This is a genomic window from Pseudomonas sp. C6002 (genome assembly GCF_013385805.1).
GTDB lineage: Bacteria > Pseudomonadota > Gammaproteobacteria > Pseudomonadales > Pseudomonadaceae > Aquipseudomonas.
Map to the genome: position 1 here is coordinate 1 of NZ_JACAPH010000029.1, position 12,838 is coordinate 12,838.

At 63.9% G+C, this 12,838-nt stretch carries 10 protein-coding genes; 3 read left to right on the forward strand and 7 right to left on the reverse strand.

The window, feature by feature from the left end; all coding sequences use genetic code 11:
• The first annotated feature begins 142 nt into the window (after nucleotides 1-142).
• Nucleotides 143-1,384: an MFS transporter gene (locus HX817_RS18675; protein ID WP_063026986.1), complete on the forward strand. Its 1,242-nt coding sequence runs from the start codon at nucleotides 143-145 to the stop codon at nucleotides 1,382-1,384.
• On the opposite strand, the gene HX817_RS18680 is transcribed toward HX817_RS18675, so the two are convergent.
• From HX817_RS18680 to HX817_RS18695, 4 genes are all read right to left on the reverse strand, one after another.
• Nucleotides 1,381-3,564 carry a xanthine dehydrogenase family protein molybdopterin-binding subunit gene (locus HX817_RS18680; RefSeq protein ID WP_087693544.1) on the reverse strand — a complete coding sequence of 728 codons (2,184 nt, stop codon included), beginning with the start codon at nucleotides 3,562-3,564 and terminating at the stop codon, nucleotides 1,381-1,383. The two genes, HX817_RS18675 and HX817_RS18680, sit on opposite strands and share 4 nt — an antisense overlap.
• Nucleotides 3,561-4,550 carry a xanthine dehydrogenase family protein subunit M gene (locus tag HX817_RS18685; protein WP_008436634.1) on the reverse strand — a complete coding sequence of 330 codons (990 nt, stop codon included), beginning with the start codon at nucleotides 4,548-4,550 and terminating at the stop codon, nucleotides 3,561-3,563. Before HX817_RS18685 ends, HX817_RS18680 begins: the two co-directional genes overlap by 4 nt.
• Complete coding sequence (locus HX817_RS18690) at nucleotides 4,547-5,071, reverse strand: (2Fe-2S)-binding protein (RefSeq protein ID WP_003215562.1); 525 nt, start codon at nucleotides 5,069-5,071, stop codon at nucleotides 4,547-4,549. Before HX817_RS18690 ends, HX817_RS18685 begins: the two co-directional genes overlap by 4 nt.
• A 106-nt stretch (nucleotides 5,072-5,177) precedes the next feature.
• Nucleotides 5,178-5,630: a DUF4879 domain-containing protein gene (locus HX817_RS18695; RefSeq protein WP_177020966.1), complete on the reverse strand. Its 453-nt coding sequence runs from the start codon at nucleotides 5,628-5,630 to the stop codon at nucleotides 5,178-5,180.
• Nucleotides 5,631-5,830: 200 nt separating this feature from the next.
• Between HX817_RS18695 and HX817_RS18700 the strand changes: the two genes are divergently transcribed.
• Both HX817_RS18700 and trmA read left to right on the forward strand, forming a co-directional pair.
• Nucleotides 5,831-7,126 (forward strand): NCS2 family permease, encoded by a 1,296-nt coding sequence (locus tag HX817_RS18700; protein WP_003215557.1) that lies wholly within the window; start codon nucleotides 5,831-5,833, stop codon nucleotides 7,124-7,126.
• The gene (trmA, locus tag HX817_RS18705; RefSeq protein ID WP_177035971.1) at nucleotides 7,123-8,202 is read left to right on the forward strand and encodes a tRNA (uridine(54)-C5)-methyltransferase TrmA; all 1,080 of its coding nucleotides are present in this window, start codon (nucleotides 7,123-7,125) and stop codon (nucleotides 8,200-8,202) included. The genes HX817_RS18700 and trmA overlap by 4 nt, the downstream gene beginning before the upstream one ends.
• Nucleotides 8,203-8,365: 163 nt before the next feature.
• On the opposite strand, the gene HX817_RS18710 is transcribed toward trmA, so the two are convergent.
• From HX817_RS18710 to HX817_RS18720, 3 genes are read right to left on the reverse strand one after another with little or no spacing between them, the layout of a single operon-like run.
• On the reverse strand, nucleotides 8,366-9,694 hold the full coding sequence (locus HX817_RS18710) for a TolC family outer membrane protein (protein WP_177040841.1): 1,329 nt from the start codon (nucleotides 9,692-9,694) through the stop codon (nucleotides 8,366-8,368).
• A complete protein-coding gene (locus HX817_RS18715) occupies nucleotides 9,691-11,022 on the reverse strand; it encodes an HlyD family type I secretion periplasmic adaptor subunit (RefSeq protein WP_177040843.1) in 1,332 nt (443 codons plus the stop codon). The genes HX817_RS18710 and HX817_RS18715 overlap by 4 nt, the downstream gene beginning before the upstream one ends.
• Entirely contained in the window at nucleotides 11,019-12,761 is a 1,743-nt protein-coding gene (locus tag HX817_RS18720) for a type I secretion system permease/ATPase (RefSeq protein WP_177040845.1), read from the reverse strand. The genes HX817_RS18715 and HX817_RS18720 overlap by 4 nt, the downstream gene beginning before the upstream one ends.
• Nucleotides 12,762-12,838: the final 77 nt, after the last annotated feature.

Sequence of the window (12,838 nt, forward strand, 5' to 3'; positions counted from 1 at the left end):
GAACCATAAGTGGCCGTTACCGAAGAAACGGATATGTACTCAGCCAGACTGAACATATCTCATACCCCCCAACCCACCACGCAACTATTGGTTACAAGTTGGTGATAACCTCACCGTTCCCCCACCCAGACCCGTCTCCCCGATGCCCAGTGAACCCGCGCTGCTGTTACGTCACCACCGCCCTTTCATCGCGTTCTGGCTGGCGCGGATCTTCACCGCCAGCGGTTTCCAGATGCTCACCGTGGCCATCGGCTGGAACCTCTACCAACTGACCGGCAACGTGCTGGACCTGGGTTTGGTCGGCCTGGTGGAGTTCGTACCGCGGGTGCTGTTCATGCTGCACACCGGCCATGTGGCCGACCGCTATGAACGGCGCAAGGTCGCAGCCATCTGCCAGACCGTTCAAGCGTTGATCGCGCTATCCCTGGCAATCGGCGGACTGACCGGCAATGTCACCCGCGAGATGATTTTTATCCTGGCATTCCTGCTGGGCGCAGCCCGCTCGTTTGAAATGCCCACCACCCAGGCCCTGCTGCCGAGCATCGTGCCCACTGCACTGTTTCCCCGCGCCGTGGCGTCGTCGCAGTCGGCGCAGCAATTGGCCACCATCGTGGCGCCGGCGCTGGGCGGTCTGCTGTACGCCTTTGGCAGTGTCTGGGTCTACGGCCCCACGGTGGTGCTGTACCTGATCGCCTGCGTGCTGACCCTCAACCTGCCCGCGCGCCAGACGCCGCTGAACAAGGCCAAGGCGACCATGGATTCGTTGCTGGCCGGGATTCGTTTTATCCGCAGTCGGCCGGACATCCTCGGCGCGATTTCCCTGGACCTGTTCGCCGTATTGCTGGGCGGCGCCACGGCCTTGCTGCCGGTGTTCGCCAAGGACATTTTGCTGACCGGGCCGTGGGGCCTTGGGCTGCTGCGCTCGGCGCCAGCGGTCGGGGCGTTGTTGATGTCGTTGTGGCTGGCGCGGTTTGCCGTCGACCGGCATGTGGGGCGGATCATGTTTACGGCGGTCGGGGTGTTTGGCGTAGCCACCATCGCGTTCGGCCTGTCGACCTCGTTCTGGTTCTCCCTGGCGGTACTGGTGGTATTGGGCGCAGCGGACATGATCAGCATGGTGATCCGCGCCTCGTTCGTGCAACTGGAAACCCCGGACGAAATGCGCGGCCGGGTCAGCGCGGTCAACGGGCTGTTTATCGGCGCGTCGAATCAGTTGGGCGAGTTCGAGTCCGGGATCACCGCCCACTGGTTCGGCACCGTGCCCGCCGTGGTCATGGGCGGCATCGGCACGCTGGTGGTGACCGGGGTCTGGATCAAACTGTTCCCGACCCTGGCCAACCGCGACCGCATGCATGTGCCGGTGGAAGAACCCGCCAAGGTTTAGAAGACCTTGTCGAGGGTGACGGGAAAGTCCCGCACCCGCTTGCCGGTGGCGTGATACACCGCGTTGGCCACCGCCGCCGCCACCCCGACTATCCCGATCTCGCCGACGCCCTTGGACCCAAGGGCGTTGACGATCTCGTCGTGTTCTTCGACAAACAGCACATCAATCTCGCCGATATCCGCGTTTACCGGAATGTGGTATTCGGCCAGGCTGTGGTTCATGGAGCGACCCAATGCGTGATCGACCTGGGTCTCCTCATGCAACGCCATGCCGATGCCCCAGACCACCCCGCCGAGAATCTGGCTACGGGCCATCTTCGGATTGACCACCCGCCCGGCCGCAATCGCACTTACCACCCGGCTGACCTTGATGGTGCCCAGGTCCTCATCCACCCGCACTTCGACAAACACCGCCGAATGGGTGGCAGAGGCATAGCCTTCGCGCTGTTTTCCCGGCTCGCAATCCACCTGCACTTCCAGCGCCTGCTCGCCGCTGTCTTGCACCAATTGCGCCAGGGAGATGCGCTGGTCACCGGCGTGCAGCTGGCCATTCTCAAACCGCGCCGACTCAGCGTCTTTGAACGCCGGGTACGTCTTGCGTGCAATGTCCAACAGCTTGGCGTTCAACGCTTCACAGGCCTGTTGCACCGCGCTGCCCACCGACGACACGGTAAACGAGCCGCCCTGCAACGGCGCCGTCGGCAGCGATGAATCCCCCAGCAGGAACGTCACATCGCCTACCGGCACGCCGCTGGCCTGGGCGGCGATCTGCGCCATGACCGTGTAGGTGCCGGTGCCGATATCGGTGGTGGCGCTGCTGACCGTGAGCTTGCCCAGGTGGTCGATCCGCGCCTTGGCGCTGGCTTTCATTTGCAGGGCCTCCCACACCCCGCCGGCCATGCCCCAACCGATCAGTTGGCGACCATCGCGCATGCTTCGCGGCTCCGGGTTGCGCTGGCTCCAGCCAAAACGCTCGGCACCTTCGCTGTAGCATTCGCGCAACGCTTTGCTGGACCAGGGCTTGTCTTCGTTCTGATTGCGCTCGGCATAGTTGATCAGCCGCAATTGCACCGGGTCGATGCCCAGGGCGCAGGCCAGTTCATCCATCGCGCATTCCAGGCCGATCACCCCCAGCGCTGCGCCGGGAGCGCGCATGTCCAGCGGTGTGAACACGTCCAGCGGCACCAGCTTGTAGGTCAGCAGCACGTTATCGCAGTGATAGAGCATGCCGCTCCATTCCACCACGTGTTCGCTGAAGTCCTCGAAGCGCGAGGTCTGGCCGATGGCGGTGTGGCCCAGGGCAAGCAAGCGGCCATTGGCGGCAGCACCCAGTTGCAGGCGCTGCAAGGTGCGCGGGCGATAACCGAAGGTGAACATCTGCTGGCGCGTGAGGGTGACGCGCACCGAACGCTTCAGGGCCAGCGATGCCATCACTGCCAGCGGCAACTGGTACTGCGGGCGCAGACCTGAACCAAAGGCGCCGCCGACGAACGCGGCGAAGATCCGCACCTGGCTTTTATCCAGGCCGAAGACTTTCTGCACATAGGCCTGGCAGTTCTGCGGCCCCTGGGTCTTGTCGTGGATATGCAGGGTGCCGTCCGGCTGGTACAGCACGGTACTGGCGTGGGGTTCCATGGGGTTATGGTGTTCGATGGGCGTGCTGTAGTGCAGATCCAGGCTCGTGGCGGCGCCGGTCCATTCGGCCTGGAAGTTGCCGCGCGGCTTGGGCGGTGTTTGCGGCGACGGGTGCGCCTGCTCCTGCAAGGCCAGCAGATCGGTCTCGGCAGGCTCGGCGGCGTATTCGATCTGCACCAGGGAACCGGCGTGGCGCGCCAGCTCCAGGTTGTCGGCAATCACCAATGCCAACGGCTGGCCGCTGTAGAGCACGCGGTCGTTGTACAGCGGGCGAAACGGCGAGCCGTCGGCAGCATCGGCATCGGCGTAGCTGTCGTCGTAGCTGGCCAGTTTCGGGCGGTTGAGGTGATCAAGCACCATCACCACACCGGGCAGCGCCAGGGCTTGGGACGCATCAATGCGGATGACCCGGCCCTTGGCGATGTTGCTCGACACCACGCTGCCGTGCAGCAAGCCATCCTCGGGAAACTCACCGGCATAGCGCGCTTGCCCGGTGACCTTGAGCAGACCGTCGACCCGGTCCAACGGTTTGCCGATTGCGCTCATGACGTGGCTCCTGCAACAGCGGCATCGCTCAGGGCGCGAATGATCGCGCGGCGTGCCAGTTTGATCTTGAAGCCGTTGTGCTCCAGCGGCTCGGCGTCCAGGAGCAGGGTTTCGGCGGCAGTGCTGAAGGTTTCGCGGCTGACGGACTGGCCGATCAGCGCGGCTTCCACCGCGCGATCACGCCATGGCTTGTGGGCGACGCCGCCCAGGGCCAGGCGGGCGTCGACGATCACATCGCCATCCAGCTCCAGCGCCGCCGCGACAGATACCAGGGCGAAGGCGTAGGAAGCCCGGTCACGGATTTTCAGATAGTGACTGTGGGCAGCCAGGTGGTCGGCAGGCAACTCGATGGCGGTGATCAGTTCGTCGTCGGCCAACTGGTTATCCCGCTGGGGTGCATCGCCCGGCAGCCGGTGAAAGTCGGCGAACTCGATGACCCGCGCACCACCCCGGCCCTGCACATGCACCCGCGCATCCAGGGCGGCCAGGGCCACGCACATGTCCGAAGGATGGGTGGCGACGCACTGGTCGCTGGCGCCGAGGATCGCGTGGATGCGGTTCAAACCGACCCGCGCCGGGCAGCCACTGCCGGGCTCGCGTTTATTGCAGGGCACGGCGGCGTCATAGAAGTAGTAGCAACGGGTGCGTTGCAGCAGGTTGCCGCCGGTACTGGCCATATTGCGCAATTGCGGCGAGGCGCCGGCGAGGATGGCCTGGGACAGCAGCGGGTAGCGTTCTTCGATCAGCGGGTGCCAGGCCAGGTCGGCGTTGCTCACCAGGGCACCGATCATCAAGCCGCCCTCTGGAGTTTCTTCCACGTCGCGAAGTGGCAGCCCGGTGATATCAATCAGGTGCTCCGGGCGGCTGATGTTCTCTTTCATCAGGTCCAGCAGGTTGGTGCCACCGGCGATAAACCGCGACGCCGGGCTGACCAGGTGCACCGCCTCCTGCACGTCGGCCGGCTTGCTGTAATGGAAGGGATTCATTGCTCACCTCCCTGCACGCGGCACGCCGGCAAGGCTTCTTCGATGGCATCGCGGATGTTGTTGTAGGCGCCGCAGCGGCAAAGGTTGCCGCTCATCAGTTCCTGGATCTGCGCGGTGTCGTGGGCGCGGCCTTCACGGGCCAGGCCCACCGCCGAGCAAATCTGCCCCGGCGTGCAGTAGCCACACTGGAAGGCATCGTGCTTGATAAAGGCCTGTTGCATCGGGTGCAGGTCGTCGCCCGAGGCCAGGCCTTCGATGGTGGTCAACTCGGCACCGTCGCACATCACCGCCAGGGTCAGGCAGGCGTTCACCCGTTTACCGTTGAGCAACACGGTGCAGGCGCCGCACTGGCCGTGGTCGCAGCCCTTCTTGGTGCCCGTCAGGTCCAGTTGCTCGCGCAGCAGGTCCAGCAGGGTGGTCCAGGGCAATACATCCAGTTGGATGGGGTCCCGATTGAGGGTCAGGCGTATCGGATGACTGACGAACGGCTTGGCCGCCGCGCCATTGGGAGTTGCGCTCATAAACACCTCACGGATTGGTGTGCAATCGCGGCGTTCAGAAAAGTCGCCGTCTTAGCGGTCCGACTTCCGGAGTTTATGAGCGTTCAAGGCAATTGATGGGTGGCGATCAGCGAATGCCGAGGGTGGTGACCAACTGGTTGCGCGGTGGGTTGATCGAGGTGTTGCTGTACTGGAACGTGCCGCCGGCTTCGACATTATCCAGCTGGAACGTATAGATGTAGCCCATCAACGTTCCCGCGCCGCTGCATGGCTGGCTGATGGAACCCACCTGGCAGACGGCGGTGGTGCTGATACGGGGCACCGACGCGCCGTCGAAAAATGCCTGTGGGCTGTTGCCCAGGCCGACTTCCATCACGTACACCAGTGTCTGCCCCCGGTGCGTGCACATCTGGGTGCTGTCGGCCCGCTCGGGAATGGTTTCAGTGCACTTGGCCGACTGAACCTTGAATACCCGCACCTCGCTCAACGCCGGTGCAGGCGCGCCCCACGCCGGTGCCGCACCGAGCCACAGGCCGATGCAACCGAACAGAGCTAGACTCCAGGCGCTGGCTTTTTTCATGCTGTCGATGACCCTGTAATAAACGTCGGCGCAGTATGCCTCAAGGCCATGATCAAGCCTATGCGCCACTGGCCCTCGGCTGCTGGTATGATGCGCCGCTTTTTCCGATCCTCTCTGGAACCACAGGCGCTTGGCGCAGTTTGTGCTTTGACTTAGAGGTCAACAAATAACGACGCAAAATAGCGTCACAGGGAGCAGGCATGCTGGAAAAGCTGTTTCAACTCAAGGCACACAACACGAATGTGCGCACCGAGATTCTCGCGGGCGTCACCACCTTCCTGGCCATGGCCTACATCCTGTTCGTCAACCCGAGCATCCTCGGTGAGACCGGCATGGACAAGGGCGCGGTCTTTGTCGCGACCTGCCTCGCGGCGGCCATCGGTTCCACCGTGATGGGCCTGATCGCCAACTACCCGATTGCCCTGGCACCGGGCATGGGCCTCAACGCATTCTTCACCTACACCGTGGTCCTGCACATGGGCCACACCTGGCAAGTGGCGCTGGGTGCGGTGTTCATCTCGGCAGTGCTGTTCTTCCTGCTGTCGATCTTCCGCATCCGTGAATGGATCATCAACAGCATCCCGCTGCCCCTGCGCTCGGCGATTGCGGCGGGTATCGGCCTGTTCCTGGCGCTGATCGCCCTGCACAACGCCGGCATCGTGGTCAGCAACCCGGCCACCATGGTGGGCCTGGGCGACCTGAAACAACCCGCGCCGATCCTCGCCACCCTCGGCTTCGCGCTGATCGTTGCGCTGGAAGCCCTGAAAGTGCGCGGCGCGGTATTGATCGGTATCCTGGTGGTGACCATCGCCTCCATCGTGCTGGGCTTCACCCCGTTCGGCGGCGTGATGTCGATGCCACCTTCGCTGGCCCCGACCTTCCTGCAACTGGACATCAAGGGCGCCCTGGACATCGGCCTGGTGAGCGTGATTTTCGCGTTCCTGTTCGTCGACCTGTTCGACAACTCCGGCACCCTGATCGGCGTGGCCAAGCGCGCGGGTCTCATGGGCAAGGACGGCCACATGCCGAAAATGGGCCGTGCGCTGATCGCTGACAGTACGGCGGCCATGGCCGGCTCGCTGCTGGGCACCTCGACCACCACCAGCTACATCGAATCGGCGGCGGGCGTGAGCGCCGGTGGCCGTACCGGTTTGACCGCCGTCGTGGTCGCGATCCTGTTCCTGCTGGCGCTGTTCTTCTCGCCACTGGCGGCCAGCGTTCCGGCCTTCGCCACCGCACCGGCGCTGCTGTTCGTCGCCGTGCTGATGACCTCGGGCCTGGCCGAAATCGACTGGGACGACATCACCGTCGCCGCACCGGTGGTGATCACCGCCCTGGCGATGCCATTCACTTATTCCATCGCCAACGGCATTGCCTTCGGTTTCATCGCCTGGACCGCCATCAAGCTGCTTTCGGGCCGCTACCGTGAGCTGAACCCGGCGCTGGTGATCCTGTCGATTCTGTTTGTGATCAAGCTGGGCTGGTTCAACGCATGACTTTTGACGCCGCAAGCTACACCGTTCAACTGGAAGAAAAGGTCACGCGCCTGCGTGACCTGCTGGCGCCGTTCGACGCGCCAGAGCCTCAGGTTTTCGACTCGCCGTTGCAGAACTTCCGCCTGCGGGCGGAGTTCCGCCTGTGGCGCGAAGAGGGTCAGCGCCACTACGCAATGTTCTCCCAGGACGACAAGCGCACGCCGATCCTCATTGAAGAGTTTCCGATTGCCAGCCTGCGCATCAACCAATTGATGCCGCAACTCAAGGCCGCCTGGCAAGCCAGCGCCGCCCTGAGCCACAAGCTGTTCCAGGTGGAGTTCCTCACCACCCTGGCCGGCGACGCGATGATCACCCTGTGCTATCACCGCCCGCTGGACGAGCATTGGCATACGGCGGCGAACAAGCTGGCGGCAGACCTGAACGTCAGCATCATCGGGCGTTCCAAGGGCAAGCGCGATGTGATCGGCCGCGATTACGTGGTCGAGAAACTCGACGTTGGCGGTCGCACCTTCAGCTATCGCCAGCCTGAAGGCGCGTTCACCCAGCCCAACGGCACGGTGAACCAGAAGATGCTCAACTGGGCGTACGAAGCGCTCGGCGACCGCAGTGACGATTTGCTGGAGCTGTATTGCGGCAACGGCAACTTCACCCTGCCCCTGGCCACTCGCGTGCGCAAAGTGCTGGCCACCGAGATCAGCAAGACTTCGGTGAACGCGGCGCTGAACAACCTCGATGAAAACGCGGTGGATAATGTCACCCTGGTGCGTTTGTCTGCCGAAGAGCTGACCGAGGCCTTGAATGAAGTGCGGCCGTTCCGCCGCCTGCACGGCATCGACCTCAAGAGCTACGAGTTTGGCAGCGTGTTCGTCGACCCGCCGCGTGCCGGCATGGACCCGGACACCTGCGAGCTGACCCGGCGCTTCGAGAACATCCTGTACATCTCCTGCAACCCGGAGACGTTGGCGGCGAACATTGCGCAACTGCATGACACGCACCGGATTACCCAGTGCGCCATGTTTGACCAGTTCCCGTGGACGCACCACATGGAATCGGGTGTGTTGCTGACCCGGCGTTAAATCCCCAACACTGCAAAAATCAAAATGTGGGAGCCGTCGAGCTTTAGCGAGGCCGCGATGGCGGTGGGTCAGACAGAAAAATGTCATCAGCCCCGCCGCCATCGCAGCCTCGCCAAGGCTCGACAGCTCCCACAGTGGATCGGTGTGTTAGCCGATATAGCCATCATGCCGATGGCTGGAAATACCCCGCCAACGCCCGCAGGTCCTGCTCGTTCAGCAACCCTGCAAAATACTTCAGTTGTATCCGCGCCAGCAGATACGCATGCCGCGCATCCGCCAGGTCGCGGCGTGCCGTGAACAGTTGCTGCTCGGCATCCAGCACATCGAGGTTGACGCGCTCGCCACCGGTCACGCTTTTCTTCGTCGCCGTCACCAGGGCGGTGGCCGAGCTGACCGCCATTTCATACGCCCGCACTTTGGCCGCGCCGCTGGTGTTGAGGTTGAATTGCTTGCGCAGTTCGATCAGCGTCCTGGCGGTCTGCGCGTCCAGTTCATATTGGGCCTGGGACAGTTGATTGGCGGCCTGACGGGTTGACGCCGACACCGAGCCACCGGCGAACAGCGGCAGGCTGACCTGGATGCCGACGCTGTTGGTGTCGTACTTCTGGTTGTAGCTGCTTTCCGAATCCGAGCTGGTCTGGCGGCTGCTCGCATACAGGCTGACCTTGGGCATGTGCCCGGCGCGCTTGCGCTCCACTTCGTATTCGGCGACGTCCAGCGCGTGGTGCTGGGATTTGAGCTCCGGGTTGTTGGCCATCGCTATTTCCCGCCAGGTCTCGAAACGGTTGGGCGCCAGCGGCGGGATCTCGAACTGGCGAGTCAGCGGCGCCAACTCGTCTATCTGCAACGGCTGGCCCACAATCGCTTCCAGCTCGCGCAAGGCTGCGTCCTGGGTGTCCAGGGATTCGATCTCTTCGGCCTGGGCCAGGCTCAGGCGTGCCTGGGTTTCCAGCACATCGGTGCGGGTGCCCTCGCCGCCCTTGAGCAGCCGTTCATTGAGTTGCAGGCGCTCGGCATACGCGCGTTTCTGGGCGCGGCTCAGCTCGATCCGCTCCTGGGCCAGCAACGCCTGGCTGTAGGCGCTCAACACCCGCACGGCCAGTTCCTGGCTCTTGCTGCGAAAGCGTTCATCGGCAAACAGCGCCTGCGCTGCACCCTGGCGATAGCGCGCATAGGCTTCGTAATCGAGCAGCGGTTGTTGCAGGGTCAGGGTCGAGGCATAGCTGCGGTAATCGCGGTCGCTGGTGACGTTGCCCACCGCCGTCGACTGGGTGACTTCGGACTCATTGCGCGAGTTGTTGTAGCTCCAGGACAGGTTCGGCAACAGCCCGGCGCGGCCGATGATGCGGTTTTCCTCGCCGGCCTCGCGCTCCTGGATTGCCGCCTGAAACGTCGGATCGTTGCGCAGGGCCAAGTCATAGGCGTCGAGCAATCCCAGCGCCTGAACCGATCCACTGCAGGCACAACACAGACCGAATAACAGCGCCTTCATTCTTCCACCAACGCCATGTGAGTCCGATCCAGCAAGGGTTTGAACAGGTAGTTGAGCATCGAGCGCTCACCGGTTTTGACGAACGCTTCCACCGGCATGCCCGGGCGAATCTGCAAGCCGTCGAGCTGGCGCATGCCAGCTGCACTGACCTGGGCGCGCAAGGTGTAATACGGCTCATCGGTGCGCTCGTCGACCTGGCGGTCGGCCGACACCAGCGTCACTTCACCGGCAATGCGTGGGGTGGTGCTCTGGTTGAACGCCGAGAACAGCAACTCCACCGGCAAGCCCGGGTGCACCTTGTCGACCATCTGCACCGGCACCCGCGCTTCCACCAGCAGTGGTTCGCCCTGGGGCACGATGTCCATCAGCGCCTGGCCGGGCTTGATCACGCCGCCTTCGGTGTACACCTCCAGCCCCACCACCACGCCAGCCGCAGGCGCGCGCACCAGGCTGTTGGCCAGTTCGAATTCGGCCGAGGCCAACCGGTTGCGCAAGTCGTCGCTGCGGGTGCGGGTTTCGGCCAGTTGGCCGCGCAGGTCTTTCTGGAAGTCTTCGCCGAGCTGGCGGATGCGCAGGCGCAGTTCGAGGACTTGCCGTTGCAACTGGCCGATGCGGCCGAAATCCTCGGCAATCGCACCGTCGAGCTGGGCATACAGCCGTTCATTTTCCAGCAGCCGATTGCGCGGAATGTAGCCGTCCCGCGCCAGCTCGCGCAGGCCTTGCAGTTGTTCATTCATCGCGGTGCGTTGCAGCACTTTGCTGGCCTGGGATTCCCGGGTGCCGCGCAATTGTGCCTCGGCCCCGGCGATGGTTTCCCGCAGGCCTTGCTGCTCCGTGGCCAGGGCCTGGGCGCGACTGCTGAACAGTTGCCGTTGCAGGCTCAAGGTGGCGGCGGCCTCAGGCTCGTTCAGCAGTTCGGGGCCGAAGACGATGGCCGACAAGCCTTCGCTCTCGGCACTCAAGCGCGCTTCGCTGGCCCGGGACGCAATGAACTGGCTGCGCAAAGACTGCATCTGCCCGCGCAACGGGGTTTCCTTCAGGCGGACCAATACCTGGCCGGCGCTCACCACCTCGCCATCGCGCACTTCGATCCGCTCGACGATCCCGCCCGCGGGGTGCTGCACCGTCTTGCGGTGCCCCGACACCATGACCTTGCCGGACACCGCCACGCCCTTGTCCAACGGTGCCAGCGCGGCCCAGCCAAGGAACCCGGCAAACCCGCCGAGCACCAGCAACCAGCCCAGGCGCGCGTATTTTTTATCGTCCAGCGCCAGCACGTTGTTCACCGGCGGCACGCTGTTGTCCGTCACAAGCACAGGTCGGCTCATGCTTTTTTTCCTTCACCGAGGCGGTAGCTCATGCTCATCGCCGACACCGGTTTGGGCGGCGCGGCCGCCGGTTTCTGCGTGGCCTCCAGCACCCGCGCCGTGGGCCCGAACGCCTGCAACTGGCCGTCCCGCAGAATCAGTAATTGGTCCGTCAACGCCAGCACAGGGGTCTTGTGGGTGATCAGCACCAGCGTGCGACGCTGCGCCTTGAGCAAGGTGATGGCATGGAGCAAGGCCTGCTCGCCGGCCTCATCGAGATTGGAATTGGGCTCATCCAGTACGATCAGCGCAGGCACGCCGTACAGCGCTCGCGCCAGCGCGACACGTTGCTTCTGCCCGCCGGACAACCCGGCACCGCCCTCCCCCAGTTGGGTGTCGTAGCCTTGGGGCAACTGCAGGATCAGTTGATGCACGCCGGCCATTTGCGCGGCAGCGAGCACCTTGTCCGAATCCACGGTGTCGAAACGCGCGATGTTGTCGGCAATGCTGCCGGCGAACAGCTGGATGTCCTGGGGCAGATACCCAATGTGCGGGCCGAGTTGCTGCTTGTCCCATTGCGCCAGGTCCGCGCCGTCGAGCCGCACCTTGCCGGCCAAGGGCGCCCAGGCCCCCACCAGCAACCGCGCCAGGGTCGACTTGCCGCAACCGGAAGGCCCGATCACGCCCAGCACGTCACCGGCAGGCAGGCTGAACCCGAGGTTGGCCAATGCAGGCCGACGACTGCCAGGCGCACACGCGCTTACCTGTTCGACCGTCAACTGGCCGCTGGGCGCCGGCAAGCTCATGCGCTCGGTGCGCGCCGGGTTGGCCGCCAGCATCAGGGTCAATCGCTCATAGGCCAGGCGCGCCGAACTCCACTGTTTCCACACGCCGATCATCTGGTCGATAGGGCTCAGTACCCGCCCCATCAGGATCGAGCCGGCGATCATCATGCCCGGCGTAATAGCCCCCTGCACCGCCAGCAATGCGCCCAGACCGAGGACCAATGACTGCAACGCCAGGCGTACGCCCTTGGACCAGGCACTGATGGCAGCGGTCTTTTCACTGGCCAGGTTCTGCGCCGCCAGAAACGCCTGGTGCTGGGCAAACCAGCGCGCACGCAGGGTTGCCAGCATGCCCATGGCTTCGATGGCTTCGGCATTGCGCAGGTTGGCCGTGGCCTGCTGGCTGGCGCTGATCGACAGCTGATTGGCCTGAGTCAACGGTGCCTGGCAGATGTGCTGGTTGGTCCACGCCAGCGCCATCAGCATCAGCGCACCGGCCAGCGCCAGGACGCCGAGCCAGGGGTGGAACAGGAAGATCACCAGCAAGTACACCGGAAACCACGGCGCATCAAAAAATGCGAACAGCGCCTGGCCGGTGGCGAACTGGCGCAAGGTCGTCAGGTCGCTCAACGCCTGCCCGGCCGCCTGGGTACCGCCCTTGAGTTGCGCCTCGAACGCGGCGTCGTACACCCGCTGGTTCAGGCGCATGTCCATCTGTGTGCCAAGACGGATCACCACCTGGCTGCGCACCCACTCCAGCGCGCCCATCAAGCCGAACAAGCCAAGGATCATCAGCGTCAGCATCAACAGGGTCATCGAGTTGCCGGAGGCCAGCACCCGGTCGTAGACCTGCAACATGTACAGCGCCGGGGCCAGCATCAACAGGTTGATCACTGCCGAAAACAGGCCAATGTTGAGGAAGCCACTTTTATAGGCCGTGAGAGCGGCCAGGGTTTCGTTGCCGGCATGGCGCATCGAGGGAGTCTCATGGGGGAAATCGGGAAGCGCCGCCCGCGTTTGACACGCTGCGCGCCGCTGCGCAGAATTTGTCA